Below are 15,470 nucleotides of genomic sequence, written 5' to 3' on the forward strand. Positions count from 1 at the left end.
ATTTTAGGTATTTTGATAAATGAAGTAGAAAAATTTAATTTCGTAAATTGGAATTTGGGGCAGATGGGTTTTGGTGATGATAGAGTTAAAATTTAGGCTAAAATAACAAAAAAGGAGGCAAAAATGCAAACTCAAAAAGATAAGATCGCCGTCGATATCAGTCAAATTCCGCAAGATGCCCTAAAGAGTTATGATAATTGGCGCTTTAGCAGGAATTTATTTGTCGGGCTTTCCGCAACCTTTATAGTGCTTCTTTTTTCTTTTTTGATAGATCCAGGTCACCCGTCTTCACCTTTTTTATTTGCGGTGGCGTTTGGCATGTCTGCTGCGTTAATACTCTTTTCGCTAAGCTCGCCTAGGCGCAAGCGATATAGCGTGTTTTTGTTTAGCGACGAAGGCAAAGCCTTTACCTTGATATGTACTGAAACTATCGCGCTCTTTTTCATTGCGGCGAGCTTATATGCGTTGTTTTTGGATGCGGCTTTTAGCACGCCAACGATCGTGCAGGCGATCTTTATCACGATAATTATGCTCCCCATCGCAATAATAGCCCACAATGCCAACGACGAATTTGCTGCCGATGAGACCGTGTATCTGCCGCAAAGAGTACTAAAATCGCAAGAGAAAATCAGCGAGCTAGTCGTGGACGAAACGACTAATGGGCAAAATTTAAGCCAAGCGGGCAACGAAACGCAAGCCGCCCAAAGCGAAGCGGCCGAATTCGAGCGCAAATTTGAGGGCGCGAGCCATGAAACCGAGCCAAGCCAAAGTGACGAGGAGGCTGAAGCGCTGGAATACGGTAAAGCCTTAGTACAAATCCCTAAAAATTTAAAGTACAGATATCAGCTTCATCGTTTGGTTAGATTTAATTTTCCGACTTTTACGGCATTGGCTTATTGCTTAACCCTGAACTATCTAGGTATGGATAATTTGTATCTAGTTGTATTATCTGCCATTGTTTGCACGTTATTGTTTTTAATTTTAAAACGCAAATACAGCAATCTTTTTATTAAAAATCCTGAAAAAAGCAACACGATTTTTGCGGTAGAGAATTTTGCTACTTTTGCATTGATTTTTTATCTTCCTGTTACTTTATCCGGCAAAAGCCAGCATAACGATGGAGCAATAGGAGCTTTTGGTGCATTTTTGTTGCTAACTCCGATACTAATTATAGTGATTGCGGCTTGTATATATCACAACCAGAGTGTTTACGAGGAGCTAAAAGAGTAAATTTTAGTAGTCAAATTCTGTACTCAAATTTACGCAAAGCTAGAGCAGCTAAATTTGTTTGTTTCATAAGGTGGATTTTGCGATTCTGTAACACCAAAACCATCTTGTAAGTCGCATTAATTTTACAAAAATAGAACAGGGCGGCTAAACTAACCGCCCGAATTTAATCAAATTTGAGCCCCAATCCGCGTCAAATTTGCCGTGTAAAGCAGATCAGATGGGTAGGACGCGGATATTTGGGCTGAGGTTTTCTTGCAGTACGTTTTCGATCGCGTATAGCGTGCCAGTCGCGCCGCTCGCGCAGCCGCTGCAAGCACCCATATAGCGGATATAGACGTCAAATTTGCCCTCGGCGTCCTTTTGTAGATCAAGGATCTCCATGTCGCCGCCGTCCATCATCAGCATCGGGCGGATCTCTCTGTCGATGACGCTCTCGATGGCCTTTAGTTGGCCCACGACGGTCATATTTTCAAAGCTCACGTCGTCAAATTTGCCCGCAACTTGCGCATCGATGACGGCTTGCTTTTTCTCCTGTTCCATCTCGGCTCTGGTGTCTGCTAGGATATCGACGAGATAATACTCGCGCTTTTCGTGTCCACCCGGGCGCACGCAGGATTTGCAAAAGGCGCCTGCTTTGGTGTATTGCGTGATCTCCTCGACCGTGTGTAGGTCGTTTAGGCGGATGACTTCTTTGATCGTGCCTAGGCTCACGCGCGCGCACTCGCACACGATGATCTCGTCCTCGAAATGCTCCGGATCTACGCCCTTATACTGCGCCGCCGCGGCCTTAATAACGTCGTATGCCATGACCGAACAGTGCATCTTTTGCGGCGGGACGGCTGGGACGTCTGGGCTGTCGCGCATGGCTTTTTCCACGTCGATGTTTGTGATTTTGACCGCTTCGTCCACGGTCTTGCCTACGCAAAGCTCGGCCATCGTATCTGAGCTAGCCACCGCCGTGCCGCAGCCAAAGCTTTTAAATTTAGCGTCCATGATGCGGTCGGTTTTCTCATCCACGAGCCAATACAGCCTCACCGCGTCGCCGCAGCTTTCGGCGCCAAAATCCGCCACGATGAGCTTGCCGCCTCTTGCTTTGGCTTCGTCCTGCGTTATCTCGCCCATAAATTTGGGATTGTTCATGCGGTCTTGGACGTTTTGGGAGTATTCGTCCCAGATGGAGCCGCCTATTAGATTATTTTTTGCCATTTTATTTCCTTTTTAGAGGCGTTGTCTCGCGAGCGTCTTTGAATGAGCTTGCAAAAATATCGCTGCGGCAACCTATCTGGTTAGCCTTGCTCATTTTTGCTTCACAACATTCAAATCCATCTCGCGATACTGCCGCCCGCTTCCTTTTAAATTTAACTCAAATTTGGACTTTTAAAGCTCAAATTTCAATCAAATTTAACCTCAAATTTGAACGTAAAACAATAGGGCGAAGTATTTTGAGATGATTTTGAATGTTGTGCGGAAATTTTCGTCCCAAGGCTAGACAGATAGTCTGCCGCAGGGCGAAAATTTCAAACTCATTCGAAAGCGCTCAAAAGACAAGCCGTTACTTGCTGTTAGGGTTATAGGCGTACGTACTTGAAATACCCCTTAGCCTCTCCACCGCCTTTTTGATATGCTCTATCGCATAGTCGATCTCTTCTTCGGTATTAAACCTCGATAGCGACAGCCTTAGCGCCGTATGCGCCAGATCGCTGCTAGCTCCGATGGCTTCCATTATCGGGTTGCTCTCTAGCGTTTCAGACGCGCACGCCGAGCCCGTAGACGCCGCGATACCTGCCTGATTTAGATCCCACAGCATCGCCTCGCCCTCGACGCCTTTTATGGCGGCTAGGATAGTGTTTGGCAGTCTGTGAGCGCGGTCTCCCACGACCGATATATCGGGGATTTGCAGTAGCGCATCCTCGAGCTTATCGCGCAGGCGTCTAACGTGCAGATTTTCAAACTCGATTAGCTTGTTACTGTTTTCCAGAGCTTGCGCCATGCCCACGATACCAGCGACGTCAAGCGTCCCGCTGCGTCTACCGCCCATGTGCTCGCCGCCGTGGAGCAAGCTCGTTAGCTTTTGCGAGTCCTTGATATACAGGCCGCCTACGCCTTTTGGTCCGTGAAATTTATGCGCAGAAAAGCTCATAAAGTCCATGCCCATCTCGCGCACGTTTATCTTGATCTTGCCGACGGTTTGCGTCGCGTCGGTGTGAAACAGCGCGCCGTGCTCGTGAGCGATCGCCGCGCACTCTTTGATCGGGAAAATGGTGCCCGTTTCGTTATTTGCCCACATGATGCTAACGAGCGCGGTTTTATCGTCGATGAGCTTTCTTAGGTCGTTTGGATCGAGCAGGCCGTTTTCGTTTACGGGCACGCGGCTCACTCGCACGCCGTACTTTTTGAGAAACTCGAAAGTCGCCGAGATCGCCGGATGCTCGACGGCGCTGATTATGACGTGATCCTTTTCTTTATTTAATATATGATCGAAAAACACGCCCTTAGCCACCCAGTTGTTGCTCTCGGTGGCGCAGCTTGTTACCACGATATCGTCGTTATCGCTCGCGTTTATGCCCGCATAGAGCTGATCCATCGCGCGGCGAAGCGCGGGGTGCGTCTCGGAGCCGAATTTATGCAGCGAGTTTGGATTGCCGTATTTTTCGCAAAAAAACGGCTTCATAAGCTCGAAAGCTTCGGGATCGACCATCGTCGTGGCATTGTTGTCTAGATATACTCTCACGCTTGACCTTTATCAATTAGGATATATTTTATCCCTTTTATTTTCGCGAGGATAATATAACAAATTTTATAAATTTTTGATTAAAATTTTAGCTTAGTTTTTTCAAATTTAGCCGGTTTTTGATAGAGTTTATATATTGAAATTCCTTATCAAATGAGCAAAACGTCGGTCTTTCAGTCAAATTTGATATAAAAAGATAAAATATATCCTAAACTTAGTTTAATTTCTTAAGGTTTTAGAAAATTTAAAAATTAAAATTTTCGCATTTTGAATGAAATTCGGCTAAATAAATCCGAATTTGACTCGGCGAAAAGGCAAATTTGAAGTTAAAATTTGCGGTTTTTTTAGGCGAGATGGTATAAAATTTAGATATGAAAACTTTTAAAAGAATTTTAAAAATTATTGCTTGGGTTATAGGCGGCGCTTGCGTGGTTTTTGTACTACTTGTATATTTAATCCTAACCTCGCTTTTTTCGGTCGATACGCCAGAGGGTTGCGATCCTGGTATGCCCACTAGCGCTTGCGACTATATCGATGAAAAATTTGAAAAAGAGCTACAAAATTTGCCTCCCGTCGCCGCTCTGCCTCCCCTAGAAAAAAGGCCCGTATTTTGGCCTGGAAAAGGCAGATTTGCAAAAGGCGTAAAATTTGACCATTTATATGTTAAAAACGAAACCGGAGTCTGGCTTAGATATAAAGACGAGAGGAAAGAAGACTTTTTTTGCAAAAAGATATGCCGGGGCGCTACTATGGATACGACGAGATCGACCGCTCGTCAGATGAGATGTGGGTAAGAAGAGAACTTAAATATTATGAATACGGCATCTACGATATTTCTCTTTTTGAAAATGAAGCCAAGATATTTTCTCAAACGGCGTATAAGGTCGTGAGAAAATTTATCGGTTTCTTTAATCTACACTCTATGAGAGGCACCTCTTTTGCAGCTCCGCAAGGCACCGAGGAAAATTTAAATGCCATAAGAGGGCTTCAAATCTCGCTTGAAAGCTTTCCTAAAAATCCTAATGAGCCTTGGCTTGTTTGGCCTGATAAGCTTGAGGCAAGAGGCTACGGCGGAGACAAAACAGCCAAAAAGCTCGCTCGCAATACCTTTGAGATTAAAGGCGAAGAACGGCGACAAACCGTGCGCGTAAATAGCCTCGCTAAAGATACGAAAGTCGTCTGCGGGGATGAAATTTGCCTCGCGCTTGCCTTTGACGAGAGCAAAGTCAATAGCTGCGATAACGGTGCTGCGTCCACGACGATTTACACGCTAAATTTAAAGCAAAAATTTAGAGATTTTTATATGCTTCCTAGTAAAAATTTCAAATACGCCAAAATAATCGACAAATTTACCCTAGACGACGTAGAATCCTTTGAAATAATATTATCGAAATTTAGAGATTTGGACAGGCCCGATAAAAGACACGAGTATATAGACTACGAGGTTATCTTGCGAAATAGCGAGGGCGAGCAGGTCAATAAAATTTGCAGAAATGAAATCGAGAAAGTCGGCAACCGCACGCAGTAAATCAAGGCTCGTGCCGCAGGCTTGAGACAAAAGGCGGTGAAATCTCGGCACGAAAAACTGCGTTTTTACTATACTATATAAATTTGACCACAACTCAGGATAAAACCATATTTAAATTTGATATGAGATAAAGACGAGAGCGAGCGTCAAATTTAAGGCTGTTGAAGGTTCCTAGCGTCGTAAAATTTGATCGTCCAGGGTGCGTCCGCGACGTCTGCGCCCAGCTTTGACGAAAAATACTCCCGTACCGCTGCGTAGTCTGATTTTGAGATGAAATAAATATTTATAACGCCAGTCTCGCTAAATACGGCAAGGTTGCAAAAGTAGCTTAAATTTACGTCCTTATCAAAGGCTCTGAGCACGCATTTTGCGATAAAAATCAGAGCATAAAAAACAAACGCGGCCAAGACGAACATAAACGGAGTTACGATCAAGGAAAGCGGATTTTTCGGTATCGCTCCTAAAATTTGATAGGGCGATTTTCGCATTTCGCGGATATCCGCCAAATTTATCGTTACTCCCTTTTTGGTTTGGAAAATTTTATCTTCGTAAAGGTAAACGAGCGAGGGATTTTTGAGTTTTTTGATTAGGTCGGTGGCGGCTAAAGCGTTCGCAAGAATCACGGACGCAAACATCCAAATAAACCCGCGGGTTCGCATTGCTTCCGCTGCGAAAACTTCCCAAAATGAGCCGCTTTGCCAGTCTGCCATACCGCTAAAAAATATCAAAAACGTCATAAAAAGGTTAAAGCCGAGCAAGAATACGCAACTAAGTGCGATAACGTAAAAATCGTCCTGTAAAACCAGCGGATTTTAATCGTAGTTTCTGCTCAAATTTGATCCTTTGCGCGCCGTGCGATAAAAATATTCGGCTTAAATTTAACCCGTTAAATTTAAGAATCGGCAGGATAAATCGTGCTCAAATTTGCCCGCAAAACCTCAAATTTGACTAATTTATCCCGCCTAGCAACTCCTGTGTCTGCTCGAAGCTAAAGCCCTCTTCGGCGTCTTGTTTTAGGAAGTTATCTATAAATTCTTTTTTCGAGATCGCGAGGTCTAGCTCCTTGTCGCTGCCCTTTTGATACGCGCCGATGCGTAGCAGGACCTCATTTTCTTTTAGAAGCGAGTAGAGGCGCTTTAGCTTGGCGGCATTTGCTCTTTGCTCTTTGGTCGCGATGTCGCTCATCACGCGCGAGGCGGAGTTTAATATGTTTATAGGCGGGTAGATGCCAAAGTCCGTCATCTCGCGGCTAAGCACGATGTGACCGTCTAGGATCGAGCGGCTCTGGTCGGCTATCGGGTCGCTCATGTCGTCGCCGTCTACAAGCACCGTGAAAAAGGCCGTTATGCTGCCCTTGCCCTCCTCTTTGCCCGCGCGCTCCATCAGCTGCGGTAGTAGGGTGAGCACGGAGGGCGGGTAGCCCTTGGACGTCGGCGGTTCGCCCAGCGCCAGCCCGATCTCTCGCTGCGCCATGGCAAATCGCGTCACGCTATCCATGATAAAAAGCACGTCTTTGCCTTGGTTTTTGAAGTATTCGGCCACGCTCATCGCGCAAAAGGCGCCGTATTTTCGCATCAGCGGGCTATCGTCGCTGGTGGCTACGATGACGACGGTACCGCTTAGATCGCCGCGTAAATTTTTCTCGATAAACTCGGGCACCTCGCGGCCGCGCTCGCCGATAAGGGCGACTACCTTGATCGGGGCTTGCGAGTTTTTCACTATCATGCCCATGAGCGTACTTTTACCTACGCCAGAACCCGCGAAAATGCCTAGTTTCTGGCCTTTGCCGCAGGTTAGCAGCCCGTCGATACTTTTAACTCCGACGCTAAAAATTTCATCTATCAGCCCGCGCTTCATCGCATCGATCGGAGCGCGCATTATCGGAGCGTACTCGGTGGCGGCGATCGCGCCTTTGCCGTCTTTTGGATTCATAAAAGGATCGACCACTCGCCCTAAAAGAGCGTCGCCCACGGGGATTTTCATGCCTTGGTCGCTCTGATAGACGAAGTCGCCGATTTTGTAGCCTTCTACAAAGCCAAAAGGCGAGATTAGCGCGGTATTTTGCCGCACTTCGGTCACCATCGCCAGTCCGCTTTTGCTCCTATCTTTAGCGCAAATTTGCACGATGTCGCCGATGCTGGGGCGCAGACCCGAGATCTCTATCGTCGTAGCAGAAATTCGCTCTATCACGCCAAAGACGCTAGAGAGAGATAAATTTGCGCCGAGTTTTGATTTTAAGCTATCTAAATTCACTAAAATCTCACTTCTTTGTGCGAATTTATGAGGGAGAAAAACTCGCGTCTAGTCTCGCTGCTCTTTAAAAAGCAGCCCCGCAGCGCCGACGTGGTCGTGGTTGAGTTGATCTTGCCGACGCCTCGCATTTCCACGCACATGTGGCGCGCCTCGATGACGACGCCAACGCCTTTTGGCTTGATGACGTCTTGCACGGCTTCGGCGATCTGCTCGGTGAGCTGCTCTTGGATCTGCAGGCGGCGGGCGAAGATATTTACCATACGCGGGATTTTGCTAAGGCCTACGACCTTGTGATTTGGGATGTAGGCTACGTGCACGCGCCCGAAAAACGGCAACAAATGATGCTCGCAAAGGCTGTAAAATTCGATATCGCGCACGAGCACCATTTCGTTATTTGAGCTATCAAATAGCGCGTCGTTTAGCACGACTTTGGGGTCTTGCGAGTAGCCGCTAGTTAAAAACTCATAAGCTTTAAAAACGCGCTCTGGAGTTTTAACTAACCCCTCTCTTTGTGGGTCTTCGCCGACTAAATTTAGCATCTGCTCGACGCAGCTTTCAAACTTTTCTTTTTTTAAATTCACATTTTTTAAATTTTCTTGCATTTGCGTTCCTGATTCATTTCACAATTTAAATTTTGATAAATGATTTTACTTAAATTCGCCTTTCGCGCGCTTAAATTTATACTATGAATAAGGAAAATTTTGCTACACTCTAGGAAATTTTTATTTTTTAAAGGAATTTAATGCAAATCAAAACCAAGGCGATCGACGCCGTAAACGCTTCGCTAAGTGCGAAAATACCGAGCGCGGACGTAAAATCCAAACTCGAAAATGCTGCTAAAAAAGCCGCGAAAAATATGAAAATAGACGGATTTAGAGCGGGCAAAGTGCCTGTGAACGTAGTGCTAAAACGTTACGAAAAAGAACTAACCGCCGATGCTGAGCAAGATGCGCTAAAAGACGTCATAGACGCGGGACTAAAAGAGCTAAATAGAAAATTTGAAGAGGTTATCGGTGAGCCGATCGTGACTAAATTTGATAGAGGCGAAAACGAGATAGACGCTGAGATCGAGCTTTCGTTTAAACCGGTTATAAACATCGACGGCTACGAGGAGCTGATAGAAAGCGTCAGCACTCCGCGCGTAACTAAAAAAGAGATCGACGAGAGAAAAAATGAAATTTTAAAAATGATGGCTCCGCTAGAAAAAGTGGAAAAAGCTGCACTTGAAAACGGCGATTTTGCTAAATTTGACTTCGAGGGTTTCGTAGACGGCGAGGCGTTTGAGGGCGGCAAAGCCGAAAACTATCTGCTAGAAATCGGCTCTGGTCAGTTTATACCTGGCTTTGAGGACGGTATGATCGGGCTAAAAGTCGGTGAAGAGCGCGACGTGAAGGTTAAATTCCCTGCCGAGTACGGCGCTGCGCACCTTGCGGGCAAAGACGCGACGTTTAAAGTAAAACTACACGAAATCCAAGGTAAAAAAGTGCCTGAAGAGATCGACGAAGAGACGCTAAAACGCATCATGCCGGGCGAGGAAAAGGTAAGCGTCGAGCTATTTGAAGAGAGACTAAAAGAGCAGATCAAAGCCGAGAAGCACGCTAAAAACGTAAACGAGGAGCTAAAGCCTAAATTTGCCGACGCGATCGTGGCTAAATTTAACTTCGACGTGCCGAAAAACATCGTAGAGCAAGAGATGGATATGCAGTTCCGCAGCGCTTGGAGCAACTTTACGCCTGAGCAGATGGCTAAATTTAGAGAGGACAAAGACGCTCTAACTAAACAGCGCGAGACATACCGCGACGACGCGGTAAAAAGCGTGAAGCTAACGTTTATAATAGACGAGCTAGCGCGCCGCAGAGATATCAAAGTAAGCGACCAAGAGCTGATCCAAGCGGTGTATTTTGAAGCGTATCGCTCGGGCGTAGATCCGAAACAGCACCTTGAAAACTATAAAAATCAAGGAATTTTGCCTGCGATCAAAATGTCGATGATCGAGGAGAAGCTATTTAACGAGATGTTTGCGCTAAAGAGCGATAAGAAAGAGAAAAAGGCGGAGTAATGAGTTACTACATCCCCTACGTCATCGAGCGCACGAGCAAGGGCGAGAGAAGCTACGACATCTACTCGCGCCTACTAAAAGACCGCATAATAATGCTTAGCGGCGAGATCGAGGACGGCATGGCGTCTGCGATCGTGGCTCAGATGCTGTTTTTAGAGGCCGAAGATCCGGACAAAGACATATATCTATACATAAATAGCCCCGGCGGCGTGATAACGAGCGGATTTAGCATTTACGATACGATGAACTACATCAAGCCCGACGTCTGCACGATTTGTATAGGTCAGGCGGCGTCTATGGGCGCGTTTTTGCTTAGCTGCGGCGCGCAGGGCAAGCGTTATGCGTTGCCGAATTCGCGCATCATGATCCATCAGCCTTTAGGCGGCGCGCGCGGACAGGCGACAGATATAGAGATCCAGGCGAAGGAAATCTTGCGTATGAAAGAAATTTTAAACGCGATCCTAGCTAAAAATACGGGTCAAAAACTAGCTAAAATCCAAAAAGACACCGACAGAGACTTTTTCATGAGCTCTGCCGAAGCCAAAGAGTACGGGCTTATAGATAAAGTTTTGGAGAAAAGCTTTAAGTAAAGAGTAAAATTTGATAAAGTTAGACAACAAAAAAAGCGAAAACGTAGTAGTAAAAAAAGAGGATGAAAAGGCTGTAGAAGCCGTAGAAAGCGAATTTAATATCTACGGTTTTTCCGAGGCGATTATTAAAGAATTAACCGAGGAAAACATCCCCTCGATACCGAAAAACTACACCGCTTTTTTTGAAAAGATGCTTGAAAAGCAGCCTGATGATTTTAAGAAAAAAGTCGGCGAGATCATAAAGATCGAAGAAGAGATCAGTAGACTCGAAGACGATAGACAAATAAATATCGAGCGCGAGGTAAAAAATAGCTTCATGCAGATAAAAAGCATGCTGCAAGCCGTAGGACTCATTTATAAAAATTTGACTATCTTAAGAACCATAATAAAAAAACGCTCAAGCATTCTAGAGCCAAACATCAGTCTGCTAAGCTTGCAAAATATGTTTAACGCCTTTAATGAAGACCTAAATAGGCTAAATTCACTGATGAACAAGCATATAGAAGTGATAAAAACGAGCTACGAAGAGGTCAGCAAGGTCTTTAAGGTCGTAGAGGAACAATCTATCTACGATCCTAAATTTGACATCTACAATAGAAAATTTTTCCTAAAAACGCTAGAAACCGAAGTCGGAAATATCGAAAAATACGGCTACGAATCATCCGTTATGCTCATAAAACCAAAAGAAGCAGCCTTAAAAGATATCGGCTCAAAAGGTAGACTAGCGCTGCTAAAAAATATTTCTAGAATGTTGCTAAGAACATCGAAGCGAAGCGATATCTTGGCGCACTACGGCGGCGGATGCTTTGCTATGCTGATGAGGCACACCGATATGGTCGGCGCGCAAAAGGCCTGCGAACGTATCACCGAGATGTTTTACGAGACCTCGTTTATACTAAAGGGCGAAAAATTCGAGTTTGACATGGAGGTCGTTGCCTGCAACCTAAGAACCGATAAAACAGTCACCGAGCTACTATCTGCGGCACTCGATACTCTCGTAAAAACAGGTAGAGACGGTAAGCGCTACGAGATCTTGGACGAGAAAGCGGCTAAATGATACTGGAAATCCTAACCTATCCGAACAAAAAACTCTTCGTCAAATCACTTGAAGTTAAAGTTTTTGACGATGAGTTGCATAAATTTTTAGACGACATGTATGAGACCATGATCGCTAAAAACGGTATCGGACTAGCTGCCATCCAAACAGGCGAGGCTAAGCGAATTTTGATCATAAATTTAGTTGACGAAGAGAGCAAAGAACAGCGCAAAGAGGATCTGCTAGAAATCATAAATCCCAAAATTTTACGCAAAGAGGGCGAGATAATCTACCAAGAAGGTTGCCTTAGCGTGCCGGGATACTACGAGGACGTAAAAAGGGCCGAGTTTATAACGCTAGAGTATCAAGACCGCTTCGGACAGCGCCAAGAGCTCGAGGCCGACGGACTTTTGTCGGTTGCGATCCAGCACGAGATGGATCACCTAGATGGACACCTTTTTATCGAGCGTATAGGCTACAATAAACGCAAAAAATTCGACAAAGAGTATAAAAAGCAAAAAAACGCATGAAAGCCCTAAAATGCGCCACTTATAACGACGAATTGCGGCTTGTGGACGTCGAGTCCAGTTTTAACCGCGGTTTGCCCGCACTTAATATCGTAGGTCTTGCGGGGGCTTCGATCAAAGAGAGCGCCGAGCGCGTAAAATCAGCGCTTTTGTCGTTAAATTTCTCTTTTCCCGCGCAAAAAATCATCATAAATTTATCCCCGTCCGATATGCCAAAATCGGGCAGCCACTTCGACCTACCTATCGCGCTTTTAATCGCCTTGCAAAAAGAGCGTGACTTCGAGCCTATTTTTGTATTCGGCGAGTTGGGGCTCGACGGCGGCGTCAAAAGCACAGCGAGCCTTTTTTCTATCCTCCTTTTTTTGAGCGCGAAAGCGCCGGGTTCTCGCGTGCTGATCCCGCAAGAGATAGCGCAAAAAGCGGGCGCGATACCGAATTTAGAAATTTACGCCGTTTCAAATTTGGCCGAAGCGATCAAATTTTTCCTAGAGCCCGAGTTTGCCGCCTCGTGCAGAGTGGGCAGCGTTCATCCGCTTTTTTCGAATTTGATCAAAATCGGCGAAAAAAGCTTCGTAAAAAATCAAAATTTCGAGCTAAATTTTAGCGACGTCAAAGGCCAAAGTAGGGCAAAAAGAGCCTGCTTGGTGGCCGCTTGCGGTATGCACAATATTATCTTTGAAGGCAGCCCCGGATGCGGTAAAAGTATGAGCGCCAAGCGCCTGCGCTACATTTTGCCGCCGCAAAGCTTGGAGGAGATTTTGCTCAGCTGCGCTTATAGTTCGCTAAATCAGCAGGAGAGCGAATTTTCCGCACTTCGCGCCTTTCGCTCGCCTCACCACACGAGCACGCGTAGCTCTATTTTTGGCGGTGGATCGAGCTTAGCTAGGATCGGCGAGGTCGGACTAGCTAACGGCGGGATACTCTTTTTCGACGAGCTTCCGCACTTTGCGCCCCAAATTTTAGAGAGCCTACGCGAGCCGCTGGAGGACTATAAAATCAACATCTCGCGCGTAAACTCAAAAATCACGTATGAGACTAAATTTATGTTCGTAGCCGCGATGAACCCTTGCCCTTGCGGCAATCTCCTTTCTAAAAATCTAGAGTGCAAATGCTCCGAGCTTGAGATCAAGCGCTATAAATCGCGCATCTCGGCGCCCGTACTAGACCGTATCGACCTTCATGTACAGATGGACGAGGTGAGCGCAGATGATAAAAGCGACGTCACGAGCGAATCTATGCAAGATACCGTGCTGCGTGTGTTTGAGACGCAAATCTCGCGCGCCCAAAGCGAGTTAAACGGTAGACTAAGCGACGAAGAGATCGCTAAATTTTGCGTTTGCGATGACGAGGCGAGCGGGGCGCTAGATCACGCGACGCAGAGATTTTCGCTCAGTCGCCGCGCCATAAACAAAACCCTAAAAGTCGCCCGCACTATCGCCGACATCGAGGGCTCGCGTATCATCAAAAAGCCGCACATTTTAGAGGCTTTGAGCTACCGAGTGAAGCAGGAGGGCGCATGAAAAAGCTATTTTGGGATACGGCGGAGCTTGACGCTAGAGCCGTGAGCGAGTTTGGGCTGAGTACCGAAGCGCTGATGCAAAACGCCGCAAATGCGTTAGCTCGCGCAGTACGAGCTAGGCTCAAAAAATCATCGACCAAACGCCGTAAAATTTTAGGCGTAGTCGGCAGCGGAAATAACGGCGCAGACGTGCTCGCAGCGCTTAGGCTTTTGGGCGGTAAATTTGATTGTTTCGCGTTTTTGGCGAGCGACAAACAAAACGAAACCTCAAAAACAGAGCTAACTAGAGCGCTAAAATGCGGAGTAAATTTGATCTCAAATTTAACGGAAATCGGCGAATTTGACTGCATCATCGACGGGATTTTCGGAACCGGACTTAGCCGCGAGCTAGACGAGCGGACGATAAATTTGATAAATCTGCTAAACGCAAAACCCGCCTATAAGCTCACCTGCGATATCCCGAGCGGTCTTGATAAAAACGGCGTGCCGCAAGGCGCGGTCTTTAAGGCCGATATGACCGTGACGATGGGTGCGTTAAAGCTAGCGCTTTATAGCGACTTCGCAAAGGATTTCGTAGGGCGCGTAAAGGTCGCAAATTTGGGTCTTTCGCGCGAGCTTTACGAGAAGGGGACGAGCTTTTATAAGCTTGGAAAAAGCGATTTAAATTTGCCGTTTCGCGCAAAGCAAAACGCTAACAAAGGCGACTTTGGACACGTGTTTGTCGTGAGCGGCCAAAAGGGCGGAGCGGCGCGCATAGCGGGACTTGCCGCGCTAACTATCGGCGCGGGGCTCGTTAGCGTCGTGGGCGAAAATTTAAGCATCGAGCCCGTTTTAATGCAAAGCGCGCGCATAATGCCAAAAATGCGAGTCGGAGCCGTCGGCATGGGGCTTGGCGAGCTTGACGAGGCGCAAAAAGACGAGCTTTTTAGCGAGCTAAAAACAAAAGACGCGCTCGTTATCGACGCCGATCTTTGCTACGAGCCGCGCACGCTTGAGCTTTTAAATAGCAAAAACGTCGTGATAACGCCGCACCCAAAGGAGTTTGCTAGCCTGCTAGAGCTTGCGAAGCTAGGCAAATTCGACGTCTGCGAAGTGCAAAAAAATCGCTTCAAACTCGCTCAAATTTTTAGCCGAAATTTTAAATGTGTGCTTGTGTTAAAGGGTGCAAATACGCTAATCGCGCAAGGCGGCGAGGTCTACGTCATGACGCACGGTAGCGCCGCGCTAGCAAAAGGCGGCAGCGGAGACGCGCTAAGCGGTATCGTCGCAGGACTGCTCGCACAGGGCTACGATCCGCTAAACGCTGCGATCTCTGGGACGCTGGCTCACGCTCTAGCCGCTCGCGAAATCAAAATCAACGACTACGCGCTCACGGCCGCGGACGTCATCAAAGGACTCAAATGCTTACGAAAAAAATAGCGGTTTTATTTAGCGGCGGCGGCTCGAATTTGGAGGCGATTTTGCAGAGGCTACACGGCAAAGTTTTTGGCGAGACCAAGATCGAGGTCGCGCTAACGCTAACAAATAAAGCTAACGCAGGCGGCATAGCAAAGGCCGCAAAATACGGCCTAAAAAGCGTCGTTACCGAGCACGTTAATTTTGCATCGCGCGAGGAATTCGACGCCGAAGTCGTAGCGCAGATAAAGCGCGCTAACGTCGATCTAACGGTGCTTGCGGGCTTTATGCGCATTCTCACGCCCGTTTTTACGAGGCAGATTCGCGCGATAAATTTGCACCCGTCGCTGCTGCCGCTTTTTAAGGGCGCGCACGCGATAAAAGAGAGCTTTGATAGCGATATGAAGGTAGGCGGCGTGAGCGTGCACTGGGTCAGCGAGGAGCTAGACGGCGGCAAGATCATCGCTCAGCGCGCGTTTGAAAAGAGCGCGGGAATGAGCTTTGAAGCTTACGAGGCCAAAATCCACGAGATAGAGCATGAAATTTTGCCCGAAACTATCGTGCAAATTTTAACGAGCGAGGTATAAATTTTTAGCTAAGCT

At 46.7% G+C, this 15,470-nt stretch carries 16 protein-coding genes; 10 read left to right on the forward strand and 6 right to left on the reverse strand.

Features of this window, described 5'->3' with window-relative positions; translation table 11 throughout:
• Nucleotides 1-278: 278 nt before the first annotated feature.
• Entirely contained in the window at nt 279-539 is a 261-nt protein-coding gene (locus tag ACTTJF_RS04660; protein ID WP_442550965.1) for a hypothetical protein, read from the reverse strand.
• A 103-nt stretch (nt 540-642) separates the two neighbouring features.
• Between ACTTJF_RS04660 and ACTTJF_RS04665 the strand changes: the two genes are divergently transcribed.
• Nucleotides 643-1,230 carry a hypothetical protein gene (locus ACTTJF_RS04665; RefSeq protein WP_442550966.1) on the forward strand — a complete coding sequence of 196 codons (588 nt, stop codon included), beginning with the start codon at nt 643-645 and terminating at the stop codon, nt 1,228-1,230.
• 213 nt (nt 1,231-1,443) lie between these two features.
• On the opposite strand, the gene ACTTJF_RS04670 is transcribed toward ACTTJF_RS04665, so the two are convergent.
• Nucleotides 1,444-2,436, reverse strand: coding sequence for an iron-sulfur cluster assembly scaffold protein (locus ACTTJF_RS04670; RefSeq protein WP_442550967.1), 993 nt, complete (start codon nt 2,434-2,436; stop codon nt 1,444-1,446).
• Between the two features lie 346 nt (nt 2,437-2,782).
• Nucleotides 2,783-3,961 carry a NifS family cysteine desulfurase gene (locus ACTTJF_RS04675; protein ID WP_442550968.1) on the reverse strand — a complete coding sequence of 393 codons (1,179 nt, stop codon included), beginning with the start codon at nt 3,959-3,961 and terminating at the stop codon, nt 2,783-2,785.
• Between the two features lie 428 nt (nt 3,962-4,389).
• Here ACTTJF_RS04675 and ACTTJF_RS04680 point away from each other — a divergent pair, with 428 nt between their 5' ends.
• Nucleotides 4,390-4,755 (forward strand): hypothetical protein, encoded by a 366-nt coding sequence (locus ACTTJF_RS04680; protein ID WP_442550969.1) that lies wholly within the window; start codon nt 4,390-4,392, stop codon nt 4,753-4,755.
• Nucleotides 4,683-5,489: a hypothetical protein gene (locus ACTTJF_RS04685; protein WP_442550970.1), complete on the forward strand. Its 807-nt coding sequence runs from the start codon at nt 4,683-4,685 to the stop codon at nt 5,487-5,489. The genes ACTTJF_RS04680 and ACTTJF_RS04685 overlap by 73 nt, the downstream gene beginning before the upstream one ends.
• 152 nt (nt 5,490-5,641) lie before the next feature.
• Here the strand turns inward: ACTTJF_RS04685 and ACTTJF_RS04690 are convergent, their stop codons facing one another.
• From ACTTJF_RS04690 to folE, 3 genes are all read right to left on the reverse strand, one after another.
• Entirely contained in the window at nt 5,642-6,226 is a 585-nt protein-coding gene (locus ACTTJF_RS04690; protein WP_442550971.1) for a hypothetical protein, read from the reverse strand.
• Between the two features lie 211 nt (nt 6,227-6,437).
• Nucleotides 6,438-7,742 carry a flagellar protein export ATPase FliI gene (fliI, locus tag ACTTJF_RS04695; protein WP_442550972.1) on the reverse strand — a complete coding sequence of 435 codons (1,305 nt, stop codon included), beginning with the start codon at nt 7,740-7,742 and terminating at the stop codon, nt 6,438-6,440.
• Nucleotides 7,742-8,344, reverse strand: coding sequence for a GTP cyclohydrolase I FolE (gene folE / locus ACTTJF_RS04700; RefSeq protein ID WP_314467755.1), 603 nt, complete (start codon nt 8,342-8,344; stop codon nt 7,742-7,744). The genes fliI and folE overlap by 1 nt, the downstream gene beginning before the upstream one ends.
• A gap of 140 nt (nt 8,345-8,484) precedes the next feature.
• Between folE and tig the strand changes: the two genes are divergently transcribed.
• Genes tig through purN form a run of 7 tightly spaced genes read left to right on the forward strand, consistent with a single transcriptional unit; the run spans nt 8,485 to nt 15,455 of the window.
• Nucleotides 8,485-9,801, forward strand: a complete 1,317-nt coding sequence (tig, locus tag ACTTJF_RS04705; protein ID WP_442550973.1) for a trigger factor — start codon at nt 8,485-8,487, stop codon at nt 9,799-9,801.
• Nucleotides 9,801-10,391: an ATP-dependent Clp endopeptidase proteolytic subunit ClpP gene (clpP, locus tag ACTTJF_RS04710; protein ID WP_002949394.1), complete on the forward strand. Its 591-nt coding sequence runs from the start codon at nt 9,801-9,803 to the stop codon at nt 10,389-10,391. The genes tig and clpP overlap by 1 nt, the downstream gene beginning before the upstream one ends.
• 10 nt (nt 10,392-10,401) lie before the next feature.
• Nucleotides 10,402-11,448, forward strand: a complete 1,047-nt coding sequence (locus ACTTJF_RS04715) for a GGDEF domain-containing protein (RefSeq protein ID WP_442550974.1) — start codon at nt 10,402-10,404, stop codon at nt 11,446-11,448.
• Complete coding sequence (gene def, locus ACTTJF_RS04720) at nt 11,445-11,957, forward strand: peptide deformylase (RefSeq protein WP_122863349.1); 513 nt, start codon at nt 11,445-11,447, stop codon at nt 11,955-11,957. Before ACTTJF_RS04715 ends, def begins: the two co-directional genes overlap by 4 nt.
• On the forward strand, nt 11,954-13,474 hold the full coding sequence (locus ACTTJF_RS04725; RefSeq protein WP_442550975.1) for a YifB family Mg chelatase-like AAA ATPase: 1,521 nt from the start codon (nt 11,954-11,956) through the stop codon (nt 13,472-13,474). The genes def and ACTTJF_RS04725 overlap by 4 nt, the downstream gene beginning before the upstream one ends.
• Nucleotides 13,471-14,892 (forward strand): NAD(P)H-hydrate dehydratase, encoded by a 1,422-nt coding sequence (locus tag ACTTJF_RS04730; RefSeq protein WP_442550976.1) that lies wholly within the window; start codon nt 13,471-13,473, stop codon nt 14,890-14,892. The genes ACTTJF_RS04725 and ACTTJF_RS04730 overlap by 4 nt, the downstream gene beginning before the upstream one ends.
• Entirely contained in the window at nt 14,874-15,455 is a 582-nt protein-coding gene (gene purN, locus ACTTJF_RS04735; RefSeq protein WP_442550977.1) for a phosphoribosylglycinamide formyltransferase, read from the forward strand. Before ACTTJF_RS04730 ends, purN begins: the two co-directional genes overlap by 19 nt.
• Nucleotides 15,456-15,470: the final 15 nt, after the last annotated feature.

Source organism: Campylobacter sp. (assembly GCF_052170435.1).
In the GTDB taxonomy this organism is placed as follows: domain Bacteria; phylum Campylobacterota; class Campylobacteria; order Campylobacterales; family Campylobacteraceae; genus Campylobacter_A.

Coding starts and splice junctions, on each gene's coding strand:
- ACTTJF_RS04670 (WP_442550967.1), bottom strand. CDS start 2,436: ATGGCAAAAAATAATCTAATAGGCGGCTCCATCTGGGACGAATACTCC.
- clpP (WP_002949394.1), top strand. CDS start 9,801: ATGAGTTACTACATCCCCTACGTCATCGAGCGCACGAGCAAGGGCGAG.
- ACTTJF_RS04725 (WP_442550975.1), top strand. CDS start 11,954: ATGAAAGCCCTAAAATGCGCCACTTATAACGACGAATTGCGGCTTGTG.
- purN (WP_442550977.1), top strand. CDS start 14,874: ATGCTTACGAAAAAAATAGCGGTTTTATTTAGCGGCGGCGGCTCGAAT.
- ACTTJF_RS04690 (WP_442550971.1), bottom strand. CDS start 6,226: ATGACGTTTTTGATATTTTTTAGCGGTATGGCAGACTGGCAAAGCGGC.
- tig (WP_442550973.1), top strand. CDS start 8,485: ATGCAAATCAAAACCAAGGCGATCGACGCCGTAAACGCTTCGCTAAGT.
- ACTTJF_RS04730 (WP_442550976.1), top strand. CDS start 13,471: ATGAAAAAGCTATTTTGGGATACGGCGGAGCTTGACGCTAGAGCCGTG.
- folE (WP_314467755.1), bottom strand. CDS start 8,344: ATGCAAGAAAATTTAAAAAATGTGAATTTAAAAAAAGAAAAGTTTGAA.
- ACTTJF_RS04660 (WP_442550965.1), bottom strand. CDS start 539: ATGGGGAGCATAATTATCGTGATAAAGATCGCCTGCACGATCGTTGGC.
- def (WP_122863349.1), top strand. CDS start 11,445: ATGATACTGGAAATCCTAACCTATCCGAACAAAAAACTCTTCGTCAAA.